Below are 23,610 nucleotides of genomic sequence, written 5' to 3' on the forward strand. Positions count from 1 at the left end.
GCGGGTCGCCCGAGTATTGATCGATTCGCCCCTGCCGCAGCTCGATCGCCTCTTCGACTACGTCGTTCCCGACGTCCTCCGCGAGGCCGCGTTGCCCGGTGTGCGGGTCAAGGTGCCGCTCCGCACGGTCGGGCGCACCGTCGAGGGCTACCTCGTTGAGCTCGGCGACGAGACCGACGGCGACCGTCCGCTGTCCGAGCTCGAGGATGTCGTTTCGCCCGTCGAGGTGCTGCCGGAGCGGCTCTACGCCCACGCGCGCCGGGTGGCCGATCGGGCCGCGGGGTCGGCGAGCGATGTCCTGCGGCTGGTGATCCCGAAACGGATGGTGCGGGCCGAGAAGGCCTGGGCGGCCTCCGGTCCGCCTGACGTACCGGTCGTGAGCGCGGAGTCCCTCGCCTGGGCCCGCGAGACGACGGCGGCGTACCCCGATCTGGAGGGTGCGGTCGAGAACGGCGAGCGCCTCGCGGTCGACGCCCCGCCCCGCCCCGCCGAGGACGTCCCTGCCTGGTCCGAACTGCTCGCCGCGCTGGCCGTGCTTACGCTCGCGCGGGGCAAGAGCGCGGTCGTCGTCGTGCCCGACCACCGAGACGAGGCGCATGTCCTCTCCGTCCTGGCGCGTCGGGTCGACGAGGGAGCGGTCGTCAGGGACGATGCGCGCCGCTCGGGCCCCGAGCGCTACGCGGGGTACCTTCGGCTGCTGGCCCCGGTGCCGTGCATCGTGGTGGGCAATCGGTCGAGCGTGTACGCCCCTGCCCATGACGTCGGCGCCGTCCTCCTCTGGGACGACGGCGATCCGCTGCTCGCGGAGCCGCTGAGCCCGGGTGTGCACGCGCGAGACGCCGCCCTCGTCCGGCAGGAGCTCCAGGCCTGCGCGCTGGTCTTCGTCGGTCTGACACGGACGACCGACGTCGAGCGTCTCGTAGCACTCGGCTGGGTGCGCGAGATCGCGGCCCGCCGTCGTGAGAGCCCCCGGGTCGTGCTGTCGGCGACGCGCGAGGGCGAGTCGCGGGGCACGCGGGTCCCGTCGGCGGCGTTCGCCGCGGCGCGCGAGGCGCTGACGCACGGACCCGTTCTGGTGCAGGTGGCACGACCCGGGTACGCCCCGGTGCTGGTGTGCGCCGACTGCCGCACGCCGGCGCGCTGCGCGCATTGCGCCGGTCCGCTGCGCGCCCGTCGGCCGGGTGCCGTTCCCGAGTGCGCGTGGTGCGGGCGGGGTGCGCCGGCGTGGGGATGCGCGTCGTGCTCCTCCCAGCGCCTGCGCATGGCGTCGTCGGGGAGCGAGCGCACGGCCGACGAGCTCGGACGCGCCTTCCCGAACACCCGTGTCATCGTCTCCGACGGCGAGCACCAGGTCACCCACGTCGATGCGAGACCCGCCCTCGTGATCGCGACGCGCGGCGCGGAGCCCTTCGCCGCCGGCGGGTACCACGCCGTCATCCTGCTCGACGGCGATCGGATGCTGATGACCGAGCAGCTGCGCATCGCCGAGGCATGTCTGCGGTGGTGGTCGGATGCTGCGGCTCTCGCGGCGCCCGGCGCGCCGGTGCACCTCGTCGGTGTCGCGGGTCCCGCCGCCCGCGCGCTCGCGACATGGACGCAACCGGCGTACGCCCGGGCGGAGCTCGCCGAGAGGGCCCCGCTCCACATGCCGCCGACGGTGCGCGTCGCGGCCGTGGAAGGGACCGCATCAGCCGTATCGGAGGCGATCGAGCAGCTGCGGGCCGATGTGCCCGCTCTGACCGAGACGTCGATTCTCGGCCCCGTGCCGCGCGAAGACGCCGTCCGTGCGCTCGTGCGGTTCGAGTATGCGCTGGGGCGCACGGTGGCCGAGTCGCTTCGGGCGTCGGTCGTCGCTGCGGCGCTGCGCGGGCGTCGTCGGCGCGGGGCGCCGCCAGGACCGCGCAATACACTCAGAGTACGTCTCGACGTGCCCGATCTCGATCTGTGAGGAGCGCCATGCGCATCGTCTTCGCCGGGACACCGGAACCCGCCCTGCCCTCGCTCCGGCGACTCGCCGCCTCTCGCCACGAGATCGTCGGAGTCGTGACGCGCCGCGACGCGCCGCTCGGTCGCAAGCGCGTGCTGACGCCCTCGCCGGTCGGCGCGCTCGCGGCTGAGCTCGGACTGCCGGTGCTGAAGACCGACCGCCTCGATGCGGCGGCGACGGAGACGATCACGTCGTGGGGCGCCGACCTCGGCGTCATCGTCGCGTACGGAGGGCTGGTGCGCGAGCCGCTCCTGTCGGCACCGCGGCACGGGTGGATCAACCTGCACTTCTCGCTGCTGCCGGCCTGGCGCGGGGCGGCGCCGGTGCAGCATTCGCTCATCGCGGGGGACCGGGTCAGCGGCGTAAGCGTGTTCCAGCTCGTTCCTGAGCTCGACGCGGGCGATGTCTTCGCGCAGACGCGCCACCCGGTGGACCGGGGCGCCACCGCGGGGCGACTTCTCGCCGAACTCGCGGATCTGGGTGCGGACACCGTCTCGGATGTTGTCGACGCGATCGCCGACGGCACCGCGACCGCCGTCCCGCAGACGGGCGCGCCGACCCTCGCTCCCAAGCTCACGCTCGCCGACGGGCTCCTCGATTTCGCACTGCCCGCCGACACGGTGCTCGACCGCTTCCGCGGCACGACGCCCGAGCCCGGCGCGCACACCACGGTGGCCGGGCAGCGGCTCAAGGTGCTGTCTGCGAGGCGCGGGCCGGATGCCGCTGCCCTCGCACCGCGCGAGATCTGCCTCGTCGGTAAGGAGGTCCTCGTCGGAACCGCCGACGGCACGATCTCGCTCCTGTCGGTGCAGCCCGCGGGGCGCGGCGCGATGCCGGCTCCCGACTGGTGGCGCGGACTGCGCGTCGACAGCCTCGAGGCGGGATCGTGAACCCCGCACGCCGTGTCGCCTTCGACGTGCTGCGCGCGGTGGCCGACTCCGACGCGTATGCGAACCTCCTTCTGCCGCAGGAGCTCCGGCGGGCGGGACTGAGCCCTGCCGACGCCGGGCTCGCGACCGAGCTGACATACGGCACGCTGCGCCGCCAGGGCACCTACGATGCGATCATCGAGCAGGCGTCGGGGCGTTCCATCGACACGATCGATCCGCCGGTGCGCGACGCGCTGCGCCTCGGTGTCCATCAGCTGCTGTCGACGCGGGTCGCGTCTCATGCCGCGGTGAACGAGAGCGTCGAGCTGGTGCGGCGCGCGGGCGCGCCCAACGCGGCCGGTTTCGCCAACGCGGTCCTGCGACGCATCGCGCGGGACAACCCGGGCGATTGGCTGCAGCGGGTGGATGCCGCAGCACGCTCGGACGACGAGCGGCTCGGGCTGCGCTACTCCCACCCGGTATGGGTCATCCGTGCGTTCCGTCGGGCACTCGCGGCCGAGGGGCGCGCGGACGAACTCGACGAGCTGCTGGCCGCCGACAACGTCTCGCCGAGCGTCACGATGACCGCGCTGCCGGGCCTCGCCGACATCCCCGCCGACCGGGCACGGACCCCGTACTCACCGCTCGGTTTCCGCCTCGACGGCGGTGATCCCGAGCCGATGGTGCGTCGCGCGGAAGGCCGCATCCGCGTCCAAGACGAGGGTTCCCAGCTCGCGGCGCTCGCGCTGTCGCGCGCGCTCCCGGTCCGCGCCGGTGAGCGCTGGCTCGATCTGTGCGCCGCGCCGGGCGGCAAGACCGCTGTCCTGGCCGCCGAGGCCCTGGCGGGAGGGGCCGTGGTCGAGGCCAACGAGATCTCGTCTGCGCGCGCACGTCTCGTTCGATCCTCGGTCGCCGGCGTTCCGCTCGAGGTGCCGGTGTCGGAGGAGGACGGGCGCGAGCGTGCCGGCCGAGGTCGTTACGACCGCATCCTCGTCGATGCGCCCTGCACGGGGCTCGGCGCGCTCCGTCGCCGGCCGGAGGCGCGCTGGCGCAAGAGCCCCGCGGATGTCCCCGACCTCAGCGCCCTCCAGCGCGAACTGCTCTCCGCCGCCGTCGATGCGCTCGCCCCGGGCGGGGTCGTCGCCTACGTGACCTGTTCTCCCCACCTCGCCGAGACCGCCGTGGTCGTCGCCGACGTGCGAGCAGCCCACCCCGATCTCCGGGAGCTCGATGCCCGCGAGGTCGTCCGGGCGGTCAGTCGGGGAGAGATCGATCTGCCCGAGCCGCAGGACGGGTCGGGCCGCGCGCAGCTGTGGCCCCACCGCCACGGCACCGACGCCATGTCCATCACCCTGCTGCAGAAGCCGTGAACGGCGATAATGGGGGAGTGAGCGACGCCGACGCCCTGCGCATCAACCCCAGCATCCTGGCCGCGGATTTCGTGAACATGCAGGCCGAGCTCGGCCGCATCCGATCGGCCGACTTCGTCCACGTCGATGTGATGGACAACCACTTCGTCCCGAACCTGACGTTCGGGCCGCAAATGGTCGAGCGGATCCAGGCCACGAGTCCGATTCCGCTCGACGTCCATCTGATGATCTCGGACGTCGATCGCTGGGGTCCCGGCTACGCCGAGCTCGGTGCCGCGAGCGTCACCTTCCATCTCGAGGCCGCCACCGACCCCGTCGCGCTCGCTCGCCGGCTGCGCTCGATCGGCTCACGCGCCGGTGTCGCCGTCAAGCCCGCAACGCCCGTCGAGGGCCTCTTCGACGTGCTGGACGAGTTCGATCAGATCCTCGTCATGACGGTCGAACCGGGCTTCGGCGGCCAGAGCTTCATGGCCGACCAGATGCCCAAGCTCCGCCGGCTCGCCGACGAGGCGCGCCGTCGCGGTTCTGCCGTCTGGCTGCAGGTCGACGGCGGCATCTCCGAGTCGACGATCGCGCAGGCCGCCGAGGCCGGAGCCGACACGTTCGTGGCCGGCTCGGCGGTGTTCGGCGCCGACGATCCGGATGCCGCGATCGCGAGCCTCCGCGATCGGGCGCTGCGGGCGCACCGGCACTGATCCGTCGCCCGCCGCGGTCGGATCGCCCGTCGCGGGCCGGTACCCTGGCTAGGTGAAGACGTTCGACGCGCTGTTCGCAGAGCTCACCTCTATCGCCGAGACCCGGCCCGAGGGCTCGGGCACGGTCGCGCAGCTCGACCGCGGTGTGCACGCCATCGGCAAGAAGATCGTCGAAGAGGCGGCCGAGGTCTGGATGGCGGCCGAGTACCAGTCCGATGCCGAGACGGCCGAGGAGATCTCGCAGCTGCTCTACCACCTGCAGGTGCTCATGATCAGCAAGGGTCTGAGCCCCGAAGACGTCTACCGACATCTCTGAGCGACGCCCCGCCCTCCCGCTCCGAGACAGAAAGACCCCCATGCTGCGCATCGCCGTCCCGAACAAGGGATCGCTCGCCGAGACCGCCGCCGAGATGCTGGCCGAGGCCGGATACACCGGACGCCGCGACTCGAAGGACCTCCACGTCATCGACCCCGTCAACGAGGTCGAGTTCTTCTACCTGCGTCCGAAGGACATCGCCACCTACGTCGGCTCGGGCGCCCTCGACGTCGGCATCACCGGCCGCGACCTGCTGCTCGACGCCCGCATGCCGGGCGCGCGCGAGATCGAACGGCTCGGCTTCGCGGGTTCGACCTTCCGCTTCGCGGCCCCGACCGGCACGTTCACCGACGTGGCCGAGCTCGCCGGCAAGCGCATCGCGACGTCGTACCCCGGGCTCGTCGACGCGTTCCTCGACGAGCGCGGGATCGCCGTCGACCTCGTGCCGCTCGACGGTGCCGTCGAGTCCGCGGTCCGCCTGGGCGTCGCCGATGCCGTCGCCGACGTCGTCGAGACGGGCACGACCCTCCGTCAGGCCGGACTCGAGGTCTTCGGTCCCGAGATCCTGCGTTCGGAGGCCGTGCTGATCGCGGGTCCCCACGATGCGGACGGCACCGAGCGGCTGCTGCGCCGGCTTCGCGGCGTGCTCGTCGCGCGCCGCTACGTGCTGGTGGACTACGACCTGCCGGCCGCGCTGGTGGATGAGGCCGTCGCGATCGCGGGTGGCATCGAGTCGCCGACGATCTCGCCGCTGCGCGACCCCGAGTGGGTGGCGGTCCGCGTGATGGTGCCGCGCGCGAGCGTGAACACGACGATGGACGAGCTGTACGCCATCGGCGCGCGCGCGATCCTCGTCACCGCGATCCACAACGCGAGGCTCTGACATGGCCTTGGCACGCCGCGTCATCCCGTGCCTGGACGTCGCCGCCGGTCGCGTCGTCAAGGGCGTCAACTTCGAGAATCTGCGCGACATGGGCGACCCGGTCGAGCTCGCGCGACTGTACTTCGAGCAGGGCGCCGACGAGCTGACCTTCCTCGACGTCACCGCGACCGTCGACGGACGCGCCACGACCTACGATGTCGTCCGTCGCACCGCGGAGCAGGTCTTCATCCCGCTCACCGTCGGAGGCGGCGTCCGCTCGGTCGACGATGTGGCGCGGCTCCTCTCGGTCGGTGCCGACAAGGTCGGCGTCAACTCGGCCGCGATCGCTCGCCCCGAGCTGCTCGGTGAGATCGCCGACCGCTTCGGCGCGCAGGTCCTCGTTCTCTCGCTCGATGTCAAGCGCGCCGAGGGCACCGAATCGGGTTTCGTCGTGACGACGCACGGCGGGCGAACGGCGACCTCGATCGACGCGCTCGCCTGGGCGCGCGAGGCCATCGAACGGGGTGCGGGGGAGTTGCTCGTCAACTCGATCGATGCCGACGGCACCAAGGACGGCTTCGATCTGGAGCTCATCTCGCTGATGCGCGAGATCTCGTCCGTCCCGGTGATCGCCTCGGGCGGCGCGGGTGCGACGGAGCATTTCGTCCCCGCCATCGAGGCAGGAGCGGATGCCGTCCTGGCGGCATCCGTGTTCCACTCGGGCCAGCTCACGATCGGCGACGTGAAGGATGCGCTGACCGCTCAGGGCATCGAGGTGCGGCGATGACCGAGAGCAGCATCGACGAGCGCATCGCCCGGGTCTCGTTCGACGCGAACGGGCTCGTCGCCGCTATCGTCCAGCAGCACGACACGCGCGAGGTGCTCATGCTGGCGTGGATGGATGCCGAGGCGCTGCGCCGAACGCTCACGAGCGGACGCGTGACCTTCTGGTCGCGCTCCCGCCAGGAGTACTGGCGCAAGGGCGACACGTCCGGCCACATCCAGCTCGTCCGCGGGGCGCGGCTCGACTGCGACGGCGACGCCGTGCTCCTGCTCATCGAGCAGGTTGGTGTTGCGTGCCACACCGGCACCCGCACATGCTTCGACGCGGACGACCTCGACCCCGTCGTCGCGGTGCCATGACCCGCCGGTCCCGCATGCTCGCCGTCCTCGCGGCCGTCGTCGGCGGCGGCCTCGCGGTCATCGGCGCGACCCAGCCCTGGCTCGAGGCGACGCTGCGCGACGGCGCCCAGGCGGTCCTTCCGGTGCCGGGCACCGAAGCGCTCCCGCTCGTCACCCCGCTCGGCCTGGCGGCGCTGGCGCTCGGTCTGGCGCTGTCGATCGTCGGCACGGTGCTCCGCTACGTCTTCGGTGTCATCGGCGTGCTCATCGGCGCGGCTCTCCTCGCCGAGTCGCTGCGGATCGCCCTCACGGCACCGCCGGAGGCCGTGGTCGGCGTCGTCGCCGACACGACGGGCCTCGCGGGGGTCGAGGCGGTCGGGACCCTCGTGTCGGCCATCACCGTCACCGCTTGGCCCTGGATCACGGCGATCGGCGCGCTGGTGGTGTGCGCGGGCGGCGTGCTCACTCTCGTCACGGCGCGCTCGTGGCGCAGCACCGCGCGCCGCTATCGCACCGACCCCGCTGTCGAGGCCCGCCGTCCCGGCGGATCGCGTCCGCATGATTCGCACGATCCGATCGATTCCTGGGACGACCTCAGCCGCGGGTCCGATCCGACCGCCTGAGCCCCGGTAGACTGACCTCAGCCCGAGAAATCCCGCGAAGGAGAACAATGAGCAACATCGGCGACCCCGGCCACGGACACTCCCCGGCGGCGTGGACCGCTGTGGTGATCATGCTTCTGGCGTTCGCGCTCGGCACCCTGTTCTTCTGGCTCGACATGCCGGTGCTGGTCTGGGCGTCCGCGGGTCTCCTGGTCGTCGGCCTGATCGTCGGCTGGGCCATGGCGAAGGCCGGCTACGGCGCATACGGCGACAAGTACACCCCGAAAGCGCACTGACGTGCTGGCCGGTCTCACGGCCGGCGCCGTCGAGGATGCCGAGGCCCGTGCGGCCGAGCGGCCCCTCGCCGTCGTCGAGCGCGACGCGCTCGCTCAGGCCCCGGCCCGGGACGCCCTCGCGGCGCTCGCGCCGGCCGAGCGGGTCAAGATCATCGCCGAGGTCAAGCGCGCGAGCCCCTCGCGGGGCGATCTCGCCGCCATTCCCGACCCGGCGCTGCAGGCCGCGCGGTATCAGGAGGGCGGCGCATCCGTCATCTCCGTGCTGACCGAGGGTCGACGTTTCAAGGGGAGCCTGGCCGACCTCGAGGCCGTTCGCGCCGAGGTATCGATCCCCGTTCTCCGCAAGGACTTCATCGCAGGCGCCTACCAGGTCTTCGAGGCACGGGCAGCGGGCGCCGACCTGGTGCTGCTGATCGTCGCCGCGCTTGAGCAGCCGGTGCTGGCCGAGCTTCACGAGCTCGTGCTCGAACTCGGCATGACGCCGCTCGTCGAGACCCACTCGCTCGACGAGGTGCATCGTGCCGCCGACATCGGAGCGCGTCTGGTCGGCGTCAACGCGCGCAACCTTTCGACGTTCGAGCTCGATCGCGATCTCTTCGGCCGGCTCGTGGAGCACCTTCCGGCTGACGCTGTGAAGATCGCGGAGTCCGCCGTCCTCACCCCCGACGACGTGTCCCACTACCGTCGCGCGGGTGCCGACGCCGTCCTGATCGGCGAGGCGCTCGTGACCAACGACCCCGTGACCACCCTGCACGCATTCCTGGAGGCCGGCGCGTGAGCCTGCGAGAACAGCACGGTCCCTTCTTCGGTGAGTTCGGCGGGCGATTCATGCCCGAATCCCTCATCGCGGCGATCGACGAGCTGACAGCGGTATACGAGTCGGCCATGGCCGACCCCGAGTTCGCGGCCGAACTGACGCGGACCCTCGCGACCTACGCCGGACGTCCGTCCGCGTTGACGGAGGTGCCGCGTTTCGCCGAGCACGCCGGTGGCGCGCGCGTGTTCCTCAAGCGCGAGGATCTCAACCACACCGGCTCGCACAAGATCAACAACGTGATCGGTCAGGCGATGCTGACCAAGCGTCTCGGCAAGACGCGCGTCATCGCCGAGACCGGAGCCGGTCAGCACGGCGTCGCGACGGCGACGGCCGCAGCCCTGTTCGGCTTCGACTGCACGATCTACATGGGCGAGGTCGACACGGAGCGGCAGGCGCTCAACGTCGCGCGGATGCGCTTGCTCGGCGCCGAGGTCGTGCCGGTCACGACGGGGTCGCGCACCCTCAAGGATGCGATCAACGAGGCGTACCGCGACTGGGTCGCCTCGGTCGAGACCACCAACTACATCTTCGGCACCGCGGCGGGGCCGCATCCGTTCCCCGCCATGGTGCGCGATTTCCAGAAGATCATCTCGGAAGAGGCACGCGAGCAGCTCCTCGCCGAGACCGGGCGGCTTCCGGATGCCGTCGTCGCCTGCGTCGGCGGCGGATCGAATGCGATCGGCATGTTCGACGCCTTCCTCGATGACGAGGGCGTCGCACTGTACGGCGTCGAGGCCGCGGGTGAGGGAGTCGACACCGAGCGTCACGCCGCGTCGATCGGGCGGGGCCGCCCAGGCGTCCTGCACGGGGCGAAGACTTTCGTGCTGCAGGACGAGGACGGTCAGACGGTCGAGTCGCACTCGATCTCCGCGGGACTCGACTATCCGGGCGTCGGCCCCGAGCACGCCTGGTTGGCGTCCATCGGTCGTGCGTCCTACATCCCGGCCACCGACACCGAGGCGATGGAGGCGCTGCGGCTGCTGAGTCGCACCGAGGGCATCATTCCCGCTATCGAGTCGGCCCATGCGCTGGCCGGTGCGCTGCGCATCGGACGTGAACTCGGCCCCGACGCCATCATCGCCGTCAACCTGTCGGGGCGCGGCGACAAGGACATGGACACCGCGGCGCGCTGGTTCGAGCTGTACGACGACGGTGCGGAGCCGGTGGTCGAGCCCGAACACGACGAGGCGGCGTCGGGCGAAGGAGTGGAACTGTGACCTCCCGCGTGGCCGCGGCGATCGAGGCCGCACACGCCGAGGGGCGCGGCGCGTTCGTCGGTTACCTTCCGCTCGGCTTCCCCGATCTCGAGACGAGCATCGAGGCCGCCGTCGCGCTGGCAGAGGCCGGCGCCGACGTCCTCGAGCTCGGCCCCCCGTACTCCGACCCCGTGATGGACGGCGTCGTCATCCAGGAGGCGACCCAGGTGGCCCTGGCCGCGGGTTTCCGACTGCGCGACACCTTCACGGCAGTCCGGGCGATCGCAGAGCGCGTCGACATCCCGATCCTCGTCATGACCTACTGGAACCCCGTGCTGCAGTACGGCGTCGACCGTTTCGCCGACGACCTGGTCTCGGCCGGCGGTGCAGGTCTGATCACGCCGGACATCACTCCGGATGCGGCGCCCGAGTGGCTCGCCGCGTCGGAGCGCACGGGGCTCGACCGCGTATTCCTCGCCGCACCGACGTCGACCGAGGAGCGACTGCGGATGATCGTCGAGGCCTCCACGGGCTTCGTGTACACCGTTTCGACCATGGGAATCACGGGGGAGCGGACGGAGCTCGACGCGGCCGCCCGCACTCTCGTCGGCCGTATCCGTGCGCTCGGCGCAGCCCACGCCTGCGTCGGCATCGGCATCTCGACGCCCGAGCAGGTCGCGGGCGTCGTCGACTATGCTGACGGCGCCATCGTCGGGACCGCACTCGTGCGTGCCCTGCGCGACGGGGGAGTGGCCGGTCTCACCGACACCGCGCGTGAACTCGCGGCGGGCACCGCCCGCGAGCGCGTCTAGACTTTTCCGGTCGCACGACCACCGATTTCCGAGGGACGATCCGATGATCCACGCTGCACACACGCTCGTCGCGAGCATCCCGAGCCCGTCGGTGAGCTACATCGACCTGGGCCCGCTGCGCATCCACTTCTACGCGCTGTGCATCATCGCCGGGATCATCGTCGCGACGCTGATGACCAACCACCGCCTCACGAGGCGCGGTGCGGAGCCGTGGGTCGTCATCGACATCGCACTGCTGGCTGTGCCGTTGGCCCTGGTGGGTGCGCGCGCATTCCACGTCCTGACGCACCCGGGGTTCTACTTCGGACCCGACAAGAACCCGTGGGCGGTGCTCTTCATCTGGGAAGGCGGCATCGCGATCTTCGGTGCGCTCATCGGCGGTGCCGTGGGCGCCTACCTCGGCTGCAAGTGGACCGGCATCCGGTTCTGGAGCTTCGCCGACGCGCTGGCTCCGGGAATCCTGCTCGCTCAGGCGATGGGGCGCTTCGGGAACTGGTTCAACCAGGAGCTTTTCGGACTCCCCACCGACCTGCCCTGGGGGCTGGAGATCAATCCCAGCAACCCCGCGTTCCCCGCGGGACTGGCTCCTGACACGCTCTTCCACCCGACGTTCCTCTACGAGGTGATCTGGAACGGTCTCGGCGTGCTCGTGCTGCTGTGGGTCGGTCGCAAGGCCTGGGCGCAGTGGGGCAAGCTCTTCGGTCTCTACCTCGTCTGGTACGGCGCCGGCCGCATCGTGTGGGAGTCGATCCGGATCGATCCGAGTGAGATCATCCTCGGCATCCGCACCAACGTCTGGGCGGCGATCTTCGCCGTCGTGGTCGGAATCGCGATCATCGTGGTGCAGACGCGACGTCACCCGGGCGACGAGCCGTCGCCTTATCAGCCGGGTCGCGAATGGGTCGCTCCGAGCGCGCTACAATCGCAGAGCACCGAAGACTTCGTGGATCTGAGCGCACCCCCGACGCCCGAAGCTCACGCAGACAGCGCCACAAGCGCAGTCACCTCGAAGCAGTAGTTCCCCAGGGCCGACGTCGTCCCGGTTTCAGCACCAATGTGAGGACGGTCAGTATGGCCTCGAGCCCTCGACCCCAAAAGTCCGGATTCGGTTCATTCCCTCCTAAGCAGGGCATGTACAACCCTGCGTTCGAGAAGGACGCGTGTGGTCTGGCGATGGTCGCCACGCTGCGCGGCGAAGCTGGTCACGACATCGTCGAGCTCGCCTTGACGGCTCTGCGCAACCTCGAGCACCGCGGCGCCATCGGCTCCGACGCAGGAACCGGAGACGGAGCCGGGATCCTGACGCAGATGCCCGATGCGTTCCTCCGCGAGGTCGTCGACTTCGACCTGCCGCCCGCCGGCGAGTACGCCGCGGGTATGGCGTTCCTGCCGCGCGACGCCGACGAACGCCACGCTCTGAAGGCCGACATCGAGGCGCTCGCGGCATCCGAGGGTCTGACGGTCCTGGGCTGGCGCGACGTGCCGACCGAGGATGAGAACCTCGGCAAGCTCGCCTTCGCCGCACGCCCCGCTTTCGAGCAGCTCTTCGTGTCGCGTCCTGCCGTTGGCGACGCGCCCGCCCTCGCCGGAATCGAGCTCGACCGCCGGGTCTATCGCCTGCGCAAGCGCGCCCGCCATGAGCACGACGCCTACTTCGTGTCGCTGTCGAGCCGCACGCTCGGCTACAAGGGCATGGTCACGACGCTCCAGCTCGAGCCGTTCTACCCCGACCTGCAGGACGAGCGCTTCGCGTCGGAGCTCGCGGTGGTGCACTCGCGCTACTCGACCAACACCTTCCCGTCGTGGCCGCTCGCGCAGCCACTGCGCATGCTCGCGCATAACGGTGAGATCAACACCGTCAAGGGCAACCGCAACTGGATGCGCGCGCGCCAGTCGCAGCTCGAGTCCGAGCTGCTCGGCGATGTGCAGCCGCTGCTGCCGATCTGCACGGACGGAGCGAGCGACTCGGCCTCGTTCGACGAGGTCCTCGAACTGCTCACGCTCACCGGGCGCAGCCTGCCGCACGCCGTCATGATGATGGTGCCCGAGGCGTACGAGAAGCAGACCGACATCGATCCCGATCTCCGGGCGTTCTACGACTACCACTCCATCCAGATGGAGCCCTGGGACGGCCCGGCTGCACTCATCTTCACCGACGGCACCCTCGTGGGCGCCACTCTCGACCGGAACGGCCTGCGCCCGGGACGATGGACCGAGACCACCGACGGACTGGTCGTCATCGGCAGCGAGACCGGCGTGCTCGACTTCGCCCCCGAGCGGATCAAGCGCCGCGGTCGCCTGCAGCCCGGGCGGATGTTCGTCGTCGACACGGCCGCGGGCCGCATCGTCGAGGATGAGGAGATCAAGCGCGAGCTTGCGACGCTCCACCCGTGGCAGGAATGGCTCGACGCCGGTCGCGTGCGGCTCAAGGACCTGCCCGAGCGCGAGCACATCGTGCACCCCATCGCGTCGATCACGCGCCGCCAGCGCACCTTCGGCTACACCGAGGAGGAGGTGCGCATCCTCCTCACCCCCATGGGGCAGGTGGGAGCCGAGCCTCTCGGTGCCATGGGCAGCGACACCCCCGTCGCGGTGCTCAGCGAGCGCCCGCGCCTGCTGTTCGACTACTTCACGCAGCAGTTCGCGCAGGTGACGAACCCGCCGCTGGACTCGATCCGCGAAGAGGTCGTCACCTCCCTGTCCCTCGGGCTCGGTCCCGAGGCGAACCTGCTGGCCTGGGGGCCGCAGCACACCCGCACGGTGACGCTCGACTTCCCCGTGATCGACAACGACGAGCTCGCCAAGATCCAGCACATCGACACCGCCCTCAAGGGCCGCTCGTCGGTGACGATCCGCGGTCTCTACCGCGTCGAGGCCGGTCACAAGGGCATGCAGAAGCGCCTCGCGCAGATGTGCGCCGAGGCCGACCAGGCCATCGAGGACGGCGCGGAGTTCCTCGTGCTCAGCGACCGCGACTCGAATAAGGACCTCGCCCCCATCCCGTCCCTGCTCATGCTCGCCGCGGTGCACCACCACCTCATCCGGCAGCAGACCCGTATGCGGGTCGGTCTCGTGGTCGAGGCCGGCGATGTCCGCGAGGTGCACCACGTCGCGACGCTCCTCGGCTACGGCGCGTCGGCGGTGAACCCGTACCTCGCGATGGAGACCGTCGAGTACCTCGTGCGTGCCGGATACATCACCGGCGTCACTCCCGAGAAGGCCGTCAAGAACCTGATCTACGCGCTCGGCAAGGGCGTGCTGAAGATCATGTCCAAGATGGGCATCTCGACCGTCTCGTCCTACGCCGGCGCCCAGGTGTTCGAAGCCGTCGGGCTCTCCGACGAGTTCGTGTCGAACTACTTCACCGGCACCGAGACCAAGCTCGGCGGTATCGGCATCGAGGTCATCGCGGCAGAGAACGCCGCGCGGCACGCCTACGCGTATCCGGAAGACGCCGCGGTCCGCGCCCACGAGCGACTGTGGACCGGTGGTGAGTACCAGTGGCGCCGCGACGGTGCCCCGCACCTGTTCAACCCGGACACGGTCTTCCGACTCCAGCACGCGACCCGCACCCGTCGTTACGACATCTTCCGCGAGTACACGAAGCTCGTCGACGATCAGGCGGCCGAGCTGAAGACGCTGCGCGGCATGTTCAAGCTGCGCACCGGCGTCCGGCCCCCGGTGCCGATCGACGAGGTCGAGTCGGTCGCCTCTATCGTGAAGCGATTCTCGACGGGCGCGATGAGCTACGGCTCGATCTCGAAGGAGTCGCACGAGACGCTCGCGATCGCGATGAACCGGCTCGGCGCGAAGTCGAACACGGGCGAGGGCGGCGAAGACGTCGAGCGTCTGCTCGACCCCGAGCGCCGCAGCGCGATCAAGCAGGTCGCCTCGGGCCGTTTCGGGGTCACGAGCATGTACCTCACGCATGCGGACGACATCCAGATCAAGCTCGCCCAGGGCGCCAAGCCCGGCGAGGGCGGTCAGCTGCCGCCCGGCAAGGTGTATCCGTGGATCGCCCGCACCCGCGGTGGCACCCCGGGCGTCGGTCTCATCTCGCCGCCGCCGCACCACGACATCTACTCGATCGAGGACCTCAAGCAGCTGATCTTCGACGTCAAGCGCGCGAACCCGGCCGCCCGGGTGCACGTCAAGCTCGTGAGCCAGTCGGGCATCGGCGCCGTCGCGGCGGGAACGGCGAAGGCCCTCGCCGACGTCATCCTCGTCTCCGGGCACGACGGCGGAACGGGCGCGAGCCCGCTCAACTCGCTCAAGCACGCCGGCACGCCCTGGGAGCTCGGTCTCGCCGAGACGCAGCAGACGCTCATGCTCAACGACATGCGCGACCGCGTGGTCGTGCAGGCCGACGGCCAGCTGAAGACCGGTCGAGATGTCGTGATCGCCGCGCTGCTCGGCGCCGAGGAGTTCGGTTTCGCCACCACCGCCCTGGTCGTCGAGGGCTGCATCATGATGCGCGTCTGCCACCTCGACACGTGTCCTGTGGGCGTCGCGACGCAGAACCCCGTGCTCCGCGAGCGTTTCACGGGCAAGCCCGAGTTCGTGGTGAACTTCATGGAGTTCGTCGCACAGGAGGTCCGCGAGTACCTGGCCGAGCTCGGTTTCCGCTCGCTCGACGAGGCGATCGGGCGCAACGACGTCCTCGACGTCGACGGCGCGATCGAGCACTGGAAGGCCAACGGCCTCGACCTCGGACCCATCCTCACCGGACCCGCGTTCGCCGAAGACGCGCCGCGTCGTCACCGGCGCGACCAGGACCACGAGCTCGACGCGCACTTCGATGTGCAGCTCATCGAACGAGCGCAGGATGTCGTCGCGCACGGCGGTCACATCGAGATCGATCTGCCCATCCGCAACACCGAGCGCGCCGTGGGCACGATGCTGGGCAACCGGGTCACGCTCGCGCACGGCGAGAACGGCCTTCCTGCCGACTCGATCGTGGTGAACCTCACGGGTTCGGCCGGACAGTCCTTCGGAGCCTTCCTCCCCGCCGGCATCACGCTGCGTCTCGAGGGGGACTCGAACGACTACGTCGGCAAGGGGCTCTCGGGTGGACAGATCGTCGTGCGCCCGCCGCGCGGAGCGGCCTTCGACGCGTCGGAGAACGTGATCGCGGGCAACGTCATCGGCTACGGTGCGACGCAGGGCACGATGTTCCTGCGCGGCGTCGTGGGGGAGCGGTTCCTCGTGCGCAACTCCGGGGCCACGGCCGTGGTCGAGGGCGTGGGCGACCACGCGCTGGAGTACATGACCGGCGGCCTCGCCGTGATCCTCGGCGCCACCGGGCGCAACCTCGGCGCCGGGATGTCGGGTGGCAACGCCTACGTCTACCGCCTCGAGACCGCGAACGTGAACCGCGAGGCCATGGCCAGCGGCGAGCTCGTGCTCGGGGAGATGGGGTCCGGCGACGCCGAGATCCTCCGCGACCTGCTCGAGCGCCACGTCGCCGAGACGGGGTCCGAGCTGGCAGCCCGGCTGCTGGAGGACTTCGAGAACGAGGTCGCCAACTTCGTCCGTGTGGTGCCGCGCGACTACGCCGCGGTGCTCGAAACCCGACAGACGGCGGCCGCCGAGGGGCTCGACCCCGACGGCGACGAGGTCTGGAGCCGCATCCTGGAGGTGACCCGTGGCTGACCCCAAGGGCTTCCTGAAGATCACGGAGCGCGAGCTCCCCAAGCGCCGTCCCGTTCCCGTCCGCATCATGGACTGGCGCGAGGTCTACGAGCCCGGTGACAGCGCCGTGCTCCGCCGTCAGGCGGGGCGCTGCATGGACTGCGGCGTGCCGTTCTGTCATCAGGGGTGCCCGCTGGGCAACCTCATCCCCGAGTGGAACGACCTCATGTGGCGCGGCGAGGGGCGCTCGGCCATCGAGCGTCTGCACGCCACGAACAACTTCCCGGAGTTCACCGGGCGCCTGTGCCCTGCACCGTGCGAGAGCTCGTGCGTTCTCGGCATCAACCAGCCGCCGGTCACGATCAAGCAGATCGAGGTCTCGACGATCGACGAGGCGTTCGCCAACGGATGGGTCGAGGCCGAGCCCCCGGGGCGTCTGACGGGCAAGACGGTTGCCGTCGTCGGCTCCGGCCCCGCCGGACTCGCCGCCGCGCAGCAGCTGACCCGCGCCGGTCACACCGTCGCCGTCTACGAGCGCGACGACCGCATCGGCGGCCTGCTGCGGTACGGCATCCCCGACTTCAAGATGGAGAAGCGCCACATCGAGGCGCGCCTGCGTCAGATGCAGGACGAGGGCACGCGTTTCCGTGCCGGCGTCGAGATCGGCAAGGACATCTCGTGGGACGCGCTGCGCGCCCGCTACGACGCGGTCGTGGTGGCGACCGGCTCGACCCTGCCCCGCGACCTCGCAATCCCGGGCCGCGACCTCGCCGGCGTGCACTTCGCGATGGAGTACCTCGTCGAGTCGAACAAGGCCGTCGCGGGAGACCAGGTCGCGAACCAGATCCACGCGGAGGGCAAGCACGTCGTCGTGATCGGCGGTGGTGACACCGGCGCGGACTGCATCGGCACGGCGCACCGTCAGGGCGCGCTCAGCGTGACGAACCTCGCGATCGGCAAGCAGCCGCCGTCGGACCGCCCCGACACCCAGCCGTGGCCGATGATGCCGACCATCTTCGAGGTCGCCTCCGCGCACGAAGAAGGCGGTGAGCGCAGCTACCTGGCGTCCACGGTCGAGTTCCTCGGCAACGAGGCGGGAGAGGTGCGCGCGCTGCGCGTCGCCGAGACCGAGTTCGTCGACGGTCGCCGCGTGCCCAAGAGCGGGACCGAGCGCGAGATCCCCGCCGACCTCGTCCTGATCGCGATGGGTTTCACCGGTCCCGAGCGCTCCGAGCTCGAGGCGCAGCTGGGTACGTTGTTCACCGATCGCGGCAACGTGGAACGTGCCGACGACTACCAGACCACCACGCCGGGTGTGTTCGTGGCCGGCGACGCCGGGCGCGGACAGTCGCTCATCGTGTGGGCGATCGCGGAGGGCCGCGCCGCGGCATCCGCTGTCGACCGCTATCTGATGGGCGACACCGACCTTCCGGCGCCGGTGCGTCCGACCGACGTCGCGATCGGGCTCCAGCGGGCATAGGCTGGACCCAACCCCCCTCCCGACCCGAAACCACCGGAGTATCAGTGAGACGCGCCAAGATCGTCGCCACCCTGGGACCGGCCACAGCCAGCTACGAGATGGTGCGAGCCATCATCGACGCCGGTGTGGACGTGACCCGATTCAACCTCAGCCACGGAGACTATTCGGAGCACGAGGCCCGCTGGGCCAACGTGCGGAAGGCCGCCGACGACGCGGGTCGCCCCGTCGCGATCCTGGTCGACCTGCAGGGGCCGAAGATCCGTCTCGGCAAGTTCGAGAACGGGCCGCACCAGCTCGCGGTCGGCGACGTCTTCAAGATCACGACCGACGACATCCTCGGCACCAAGGAGATCGTCTCGACGACGTTCAAGGGCCTGCCCGGCGACGTCAAGCCCGGCGACTTCCTGCTCATCGACGACGGCAAGGTCCGCGTCGAGGTCGTGTCGGTCGAGGGCTCGGTCGTCACGACGAAGGTCATCGTCGCCGGTCCCGTCTCGAACAACAAGGGCATCAACCTGCCCGGTGTCGCCGTGAGCGTTCCGGCGCTGTCGGACAAGGACGAGGCCGACCTGCGCTGGGGGCTGCAGCAGGGAGCCGACATCATCGCACTGTCGTTCGTGCGGGATGCCGCCGACGTCACGCGTGTGCACGAGATCATGGCGGAGGAGGGCCGCAAGGTCCCCGTCATCGCGAAGATCGAGAAGCCGCAGGCGGTCGAGAACCTCGAGGAGATCATCGACGCCTTCGACGGCATCATGGTCGCGCGCGGTGACCTCGGCGTGGAGCTTCCGCTCGAGGCCGTGCCGATCGTGCAGAAGAAGGCCGTGGCGCTGTGCCGCCGTATGGCCAAGCCCGTGATCGTCGCGACCCAGATGCTGGAGTCGATGATCGAGAACCCGGTGCCGACGCGCGCCGAGACCAGCGACGTCGCCAACGCCGTCCTCGACGGCGCCGACGCCGTGATGCTCTCGGGCGAGACCAGCGTGGGCAAGTACCCCGTCGTCGTCGTCGAGACCATGGCGCGCATCGTCGACTCGACCGAGACCCACGGTCTCGAGCGCATCGCACCGCTGACGGCGAAGCCGCGCACGCAGGGCGGCGCGATCACGCTCGCCGCCATGGAGGTCGCGCAGTTCATCGAGGCGAAGTTCCTCTGCATGTTCACCGAGTCCGGCGACACCGCGCGCCGCATGTCGCGTCTGCGTCCCGAGATCCCCATGATCGCGTTCACCCCGGACCCGGCGATCCGTCGTCGCATGGCCCTGACGTGGGGCATCCGTTCGAGCCTCGTGGAGGAGGTCGCGCACACCGACCTGATGTTCCACCAGGTCGACGACTACTTCCTTTCGAACGGCCTCGCCGAGGTCGGCGACAAGGTGGTCGTCATCTCCGGGTCCCCTCCCGGAATCCAGGGATCGACCAACGACATCCGCATCCACAAGATCGGCGACGCCGTCAACGGCCGCGCGCCGATCTACCAGGCGATCCAGTAAGCGCCACGTGAATGCCGAAGGGCGGGCACCTCTCCACGAGGTGCCCGCCCTTTCGTCGTGCCGGTGGTGGGAGTCGAACCCACACGTCCGAAGACAACCGAGTTTGAGTCGGTCGCGTCTGCCATTCCGCCACACCGGCGCACGCACATCGACAATACCGCCTCACGCGGTGTCACCCGACGGAACCGTGTCCGGAACGCCCATACCGTAGGATCGAAAGGTGACAGAGCAAGAAGAGGTCCCCACGTCGGCCGCTCCCGCACCGCGCCGAGTCGTCGTGGCCGAAGACGAGTCGCTCATTCGACTCGACATCGTCGAGATCCTGCGCGACAACGGATACGACGTCGTCGGCGAGGCAGGCGACGGCGAGACCGCGGTGCAGCTTGCGACCGAGCTGCGTCCCGATCTCGTGATCATGGACGTCAAGATGCCCGTCCTCGACGGGATCTCGGCCGCCGAACGGCTCGGCAAGGCGCACATCGCGCCCGTCGTCCTGCTGACGGCGTTCAGCCAGAAGGAACTCGTCGAGCGGGCGACCGAGGCCGGTGCTCTCGCCTACGTCGTCAAGCCCTTCACCCCGAACGATCTGCTCCCCGCCATCGAGATCGCGCTCGCCCGCTACGAGCAGATCATCACCCTCGAGGCCGAGGTCGCCGACATGGTCGAGCGCTTCGAGACCCGCAAGCTCGTCGACCGGGCGAAGGGTCTGCTCAACGAGAAGATGGGTCTCAGCGAGCCCGAGGCGTTCCGCTGGATCCAGAAGGCGTCGATGGACCGCCGCCTCACGATGCAGGACGTGGCCAAGGCGATCATCGAGCAGCTCGCCCCCAAGAAGTAGTCCGCGGCGCCGCGGCGACGAGAAAGCCCCCTCCCGGTTCGGGAGGGGGCTTCGTCGTCGCGTCAGGATGCCGCGGGGGCGTCCTTGATGAGGTTCGTGATGCGGATGGTGGAGCACCGGCGCCCCTGCTCGTCGGATACGACGATCTCGTGCACTGTCATCGAGCGTCCGAGATGCAGGGGAGTGCACACGCCCGTCACGACACCGCTCGTCGCGGATCGCGTGTGCGTGGCGTTGATGTCGACGCCGACGGCGAGGCGTCCCGGGCCGGCGTGCATGTTCGCCGCCATGGAGCCGAGAGACTCGCCGAGCACGACGTACGCGCCGCCGTGGAGCAGGCCCACGGGCTGGGTGTTGCCCGCGACGGGCATTGTCGCGACGCAGCGCTCGGTGGTGAACTCCGTGAACTCGATGCCCATGCGCTCGGCGAGAGCTCCCTTGCCGCGGCCCTGTGCCCAGGCCAGGCCGGTGTCGGTGTCGGTCTTCTCGGGCATGCTTCACCCCTCGGTCGCAGCGGGTCGTGGTGTCCGCGGTCGTCGTTAGGCTGGACGGGTGACGGACTCCGCAAAGCCTACCCTTCTCGTCGTCGACGGCCACTCGCTGGCCTACCGGGCGTTCTTCGCGTTGCCGGTCGATAACTTCACGACGAAGGACGGCCAGCACACCAACGGCATCTACGGGTTCCTGTCGATGTTCGTGAACCTGATCAAGGCCGAGAAGCCGACCCATCTCGCGGTCGCCTTCGATACGTCGCGACAGTCGTTCCGTACGCGCGAGTACACGGAGTACAAGGCCAATCGCTCCGAGTCGCCGGCCGAGTTCAAGGGCCAGATCCCGCTTCTGCAGGAGTGCCTCGCCGCGATGAACGTGACGGTGCTGACGAAAGAGGACTACGAGGCCGACGACATCCTGGCGACGCTCGCGACGCAGGGCGAAGCGGACGGATTCGAGGTCCTCGTCTGCTCGGGCGACCGCGACACGATCCAGCTCGTGACCGACGACGTGACGTTGCTCTACCCCAGCGTCCAGGGTGTTTCTCAGCTCAAGCGATACACGCCCGAGACCGTCGTCGAGAAGTATGGTCTGCCGCCGCAGAACTATCCCGACATCGCCGCCCTCGTCGGCGAGACGAGCGACAACCTGCCTGGAGTGCCCAAAGTCGGCGAGAAGACCGCGGTCAAGTGGCTCACGCAGTGGGGGTCGCTCGACGCCCTGCTCGAGAACGCCGACAAGATCGGGGGAGTGGTCGGCGGGAACCTCCGGGAGCACCTTGACGATGTGCGGCGCAATCGTTCGCTGAACCGGCTGCTCCGCGACGTCGAGCTCGGGGTCACGCCCGCAGACCTCGCGGTGGGCCCGATCGACGCCGAAGCGGTGCGCGACATCTTCGCCCGGCTCGAGTTCCGGACGCTGCTGCCGCGCGTCTTCGAGGCAGCGGGGGCAGATCCCGCGATGGCCGTCGAGACCGCCGCGCCCGCCGTTCCGGCCCCGACGGCCGCGGAGCTCTCCGCCGCCGACCTCGCCGCGTGGGCGGCTGCCCGCGACGGCGAGGTCGGCGTGACCGTCATGGTCGCGGGAGGTTTTCCGCAGCGCATCGGTCTGGCCGACGCCGCCGAAGCGGTCGAGGGCACCTGGGGCGACGACGTCGCCGAGGCCCTGCGCCCGTGGCTCGAGTCCGACGCGCCCAAGGTGATCTCCGACGCCAAGCTCCAGGTCAAGGCGCTGCGGCGCGGCGGTGTCCGCTTGGGCGGGCTCGTCTTCGACCCGATCCTGGCCGGGTGGCTCCTGCGCCCCAGCTTCCCCGACAAGACGCTCGCCGACCTCGTCCACCGCTACCTCGACGAGAAGCTGCCGGAGGCCGATCCGACTCAGCTCGTTCCCGAGACGGAGGGTGCCACGCCGGGACAGCTCTCCTGGTTCGCGCTGCGCACGGCAGCGGCGGTTCGCGCCGAGATGCCCGCGCCCGTCCTCTCCGTGCTCTCCGATATCGAGCTTCCGACGCTCGACACCCTCGCTGACATGGAACTCGCGGGTGTTGCCGTGTCGCACGAGAAGCTCTCGACGTTCTCGGCAGAACTCGCGGCACGAGCGGACGACATCGCACAGCGCGCGTACGCCACGATCGACCGCGAGGTGAATCTCGGTTCGCCCAAGCAGCTGCAGGAGGTGCTGTTCGAGCAGCTCCAGCTGCCGAAGACCCGCAAGACGAAGACGGGGTACTCCACGGACGCGGCGGTGCTCGCCGATCTGCAGGAGTCGAACCCGCACCCGTTCCTCGAGCTGCTGCTCCAGCACCGTGAAGCCACCAAGCTGCGTCAGATCATCGAGTCGCTCGATACCGCGATCGCTGCCGACGACCGCATCCACACCACCTACGTGCAGACGGGAAGCCAGACCGGCCGGCTCTCGAGCACCGACCCGAACCTCCAGAACATCCCCATCCGCAATGAGGAGAGCCGCCGCATCCGGGCCGCCTTCGAGGTGGGCGAGGGGTACGAGACCCTGTTGACCGCCGACTACTCGCAGATCGAGATGCGCATCATGGCGCACCTCTCCGAAGACCCCGGGCTCATCGAGGCGTTCGTCTCGGGCGAAGACCTGCACCGCTTCGTCGGCGCGCGCGTGTTCGGCGTCGATCCGGCCGATGTCACGCCGGCGATGCGCACGAAGGTCAAGGCCATGTCGTACGGACTCGTCTACGGCCTGTCGGCGTTCGGCCTGTCGAAGCAGCTGCGCATCGAGCAGTCGGAGGCCAAGCAGCTCATGCTCGAGTACTTCGCCCGTTTCGGGGCGGTGCGCGACTACCTGCGCTCGAGCGTCGAGCAGGCCCGCATCGACGGCTACACGGAGACCATCTTCGGCCGGCGCCGTCCGTTCCCCGACCTCGCGAGTCCGAACCGAGTGCTCCGCGAGAATGCCGAGCGCGCCGCCCTGAACGCACCCATCCAGGGCAGCGCAGCCGACATCATGAAGATCGCGCTCTTCCGCATCGACCGCGAGTTCCGCGCCGAGGGCCTCCGCTCTCGTGTGCTGCTGCAGATCCACGACGAGCTCGTGGTCGAGGTCGCTGCGGGTGAGTGGGATGCCGCCGAGCGCATCGTGCGCGATCGCATGGGCGACGCTGCTGAGCTCACGGTGCCCCTCGACGTTCAGATCGGGCGCGGCGGCGAATGGGACGTCGCCGGTCACTGACCTCGTCGCGCGGGGGCGCCGCAGTAGGCTCG

At 69.9% G+C, this 23,610-nt stretch carries 20 protein-coding genes and 1 tRNA gene; 19 read left to right on the top strand and 2 right to left on the bottom strand.

Features of this window, described 5'->3' with window-relative positions; translation table 11 throughout:
• The first annotated feature begins 16 nt into the window (after positions 1 to 16).
• The 17 genes from ACLBWJ_RS01070 to pyk are packed head-to-tail and all read left to right on the top strand — an operon-like array spanning position 17 to position 19,548.
• Positions 17 to 1,948 carry a primosomal protein N' family DNA-binding protein gene (locus tag ACLBWJ_RS01070; protein WP_447659590.1) on the top strand — a complete coding sequence of 644 codons (1,932 nt, stop codon included), beginning with the start codon at positions 17 to 19 and terminating at the stop codon, positions 1,946 to 1,948.
• 8 nt (positions 1,949 to 1,956) lie between these two features.
• Positions 1,957 to 2,877, top strand: coding sequence for a methionyl-tRNA formyltransferase (gene fmt / locus ACLBWJ_RS01075; RefSeq protein WP_282500994.1), 921 nt, complete (start codon positions 1,957 to 1,959; stop codon positions 2,875 to 2,877).
• Complete coding sequence (locus ACLBWJ_RS01080; protein ID WP_282500993.1) at positions 2,874 to 4,226, top strand: RsmB/NOP family class I SAM-dependent RNA methyltransferase; 1,353 nt, start codon at positions 2,874 to 2,876, stop codon at positions 4,224 to 4,226. Before fmt ends, ACLBWJ_RS01080 begins: the two co-directional genes overlap by 4 nt.
• Before the next feature lie 17 nt (positions 4,227 to 4,243).
• A complete protein-coding gene (gene rpe, locus ACLBWJ_RS01085) occupies positions 4,244 to 4,921 on the top strand; it encodes a ribulose-phosphate 3-epimerase (protein WP_447659591.1) in 678 nt (225 codons plus the stop codon).
• A 52-nt stretch (positions 4,922 to 4,973) separates the two neighbouring features.
• The gene (locus ACLBWJ_RS01090; protein ID WP_023950618.1) at positions 4,974 to 5,237 is read left to right on the top strand and encodes a phosphoribosyl-ATP diphosphatase; all 264 of its coding nucleotides are present in this window, start codon (positions 4,974 to 4,976) and stop codon (positions 5,235 to 5,237) included.
• A gap of 40 nt (positions 5,238 to 5,277) precedes the next feature.
• The gene (hisG, locus tag ACLBWJ_RS01095; protein WP_094261495.1) at positions 5,278 to 6,120 is read left to right on the top strand and encodes an ATP phosphoribosyltransferase; all 843 of its coding nucleotides are present in this window, start codon (positions 5,278 to 5,280) and stop codon (positions 6,118 to 6,120) included.
• Position 6,121: 1 nt separating this feature from the next.
• A complete protein-coding gene (hisF, locus tag ACLBWJ_RS01100) occupies positions 6,122 to 6,886 on the top strand; it encodes an imidazole glycerol phosphate synthase subunit HisF (protein WP_447659592.1) in 765 nt (254 codons plus the stop codon).
• The gene (hisI, locus tag ACLBWJ_RS01105) at positions 6,883 to 7,242 is read left to right on the top strand and encodes a phosphoribosyl-AMP cyclohydrolase (RefSeq protein WP_447659593.1); all 360 of its coding nucleotides are present in this window, start codon (positions 6,883 to 6,885) and stop codon (positions 7,240 to 7,242) included. Before hisF ends, hisI begins: the two co-directional genes overlap by 4 nt.
• A complete protein-coding gene (locus ACLBWJ_RS01110) occupies positions 7,239 to 7,844 on the top strand; it encodes a Trp biosynthesis-associated membrane protein (RefSeq protein WP_354450574.1) in 606 nt (201 codons plus the stop codon). Before hisI ends, ACLBWJ_RS01110 begins: the two co-directional genes overlap by 4 nt.
• A gap of 47 nt (positions 7,845 to 7,891) precedes the next feature.
• Positions 7,892 to 8,119, top strand: a complete 228-nt coding sequence (locus tag ACLBWJ_RS01115; protein WP_023950623.1) for a DUF6704 family protein — start codon at positions 7,892 to 7,894, stop codon at positions 8,117 to 8,119.
• 1 nt (position 8,120) lies between these two features.
• Entirely contained in the window at positions 8,121 to 8,897 is a 777-nt protein-coding gene (trpC, locus tag ACLBWJ_RS01120; RefSeq protein ID WP_269266187.1) for an indole-3-glycerol phosphate synthase TrpC, read from the top strand.
• On the top strand, positions 8,894 to 10,153 hold the full coding sequence (trpB, locus tag ACLBWJ_RS01125; protein ID WP_112614848.1) for a tryptophan synthase subunit beta: 1,260 nt from the start codon (positions 8,894 to 8,896) through the stop codon (positions 10,151 to 10,153). Before trpC ends, trpB begins: the two co-directional genes overlap by 4 nt.
• Positions 10,150 to 10,944 carry a tryptophan synthase subunit alpha gene (gene trpA, locus ACLBWJ_RS01130; RefSeq protein ID WP_112614846.1) on the top strand — a complete coding sequence of 265 codons (795 nt, stop codon included), beginning with the start codon at positions 10,150 to 10,152 and terminating at the stop codon, positions 10,942 to 10,944. Before trpB ends, trpA begins: the two co-directional genes overlap by 4 nt.
• A gap of 43 nt (positions 10,945 to 10,987) precedes the next feature.
• Positions 10,988 to 11,962: a prolipoprotein diacylglyceryl transferase gene (gene lgt / locus ACLBWJ_RS01135; RefSeq protein WP_404567790.1), complete on the top strand. Its 975-nt coding sequence runs from the start codon at positions 10,988 to 10,990 to the stop codon at positions 11,960 to 11,962.
• 53 nt (positions 11,963 to 12,015) lie between these two features.
• Positions 12,016 to 16,596 carry a glutamate synthase large subunit gene (gene gltB, locus ACLBWJ_RS01140; protein WP_447659594.1) on the top strand — a complete coding sequence of 1,527 codons (4,581 nt, stop codon included), beginning with the start codon at positions 12,016 to 12,018 and terminating at the stop codon, positions 16,594 to 16,596.
• On the top strand, positions 16,589 to 18,055 hold the full coding sequence (locus ACLBWJ_RS01145) for a glutamate synthase subunit beta (RefSeq protein ID WP_112614840.1): 1,467 nt from the start codon (positions 16,589 to 16,591) through the stop codon (positions 18,053 to 18,055). The genes gltB and ACLBWJ_RS01145 overlap by 8 nt, the downstream gene beginning before the upstream one ends.
• Before the next feature lie 44 nt (positions 18,056 to 18,099).
• Complete coding sequence (pyk, locus tag ACLBWJ_RS01150; RefSeq protein WP_112614838.1) at positions 18,100 to 19,548, top strand: pyruvate kinase; 1,449 nt, start codon at positions 18,100 to 18,102, stop codon at positions 19,546 to 19,548.
• A 58-nt stretch (positions 19,549 to 19,606) separates the two neighbouring features.
• On the opposite strand, the gene ACLBWJ_RS01155 is transcribed toward pyk, so the two are convergent.
• Positions 19,607 to 19,687 (bottom strand) — tRNA-Leu (locus tag ACLBWJ_RS01155).
• Positions 19,688 to 19,768: 81 nt separating this feature from the next.
• On the opposite strand from ACLBWJ_RS01155, the gene ACLBWJ_RS01160 reads away from it, so the two are divergent.
• Positions 19,769 to 20,386 (top strand): ANTAR domain-containing response regulator, encoded by a 618-nt coding sequence (locus ACLBWJ_RS01160; protein WP_112614836.1) that lies wholly within the window; start codon positions 19,769 to 19,771, stop codon positions 20,384 to 20,386.
• Positions 20,387 to 20,448: 62 nt separating this feature from the next.
• Here ACLBWJ_RS01160 and ACLBWJ_RS01165 read toward each other — a convergent pair whose 3' ends face one another.
• A complete protein-coding gene (locus tag ACLBWJ_RS01165) occupies positions 20,449 to 20,880 on the bottom strand; it encodes a hotdog fold thioesterase (protein ID WP_282500991.1) in 432 nt (143 codons plus the stop codon).
• 58 nt (positions 20,881 to 20,938) lie between these two features.
• Here ACLBWJ_RS01165 and polA point away from each other — a divergent pair, with 58 nt between their 5' ends.
• Positions 20,939 to 23,578, top strand: a complete 2,640-nt coding sequence (polA, locus tag ACLBWJ_RS01170; RefSeq protein ID WP_447659595.1) for a DNA polymerase I — start codon at positions 20,939 to 20,941, stop codon at positions 23,576 to 23,578.
• The last annotated feature ends 32 nt before the right edge of the window (positions 23,579 to 23,610 follow it).

Source organism: Microbacterium sp. M4A5_1d, assembly GCF_053345465.1.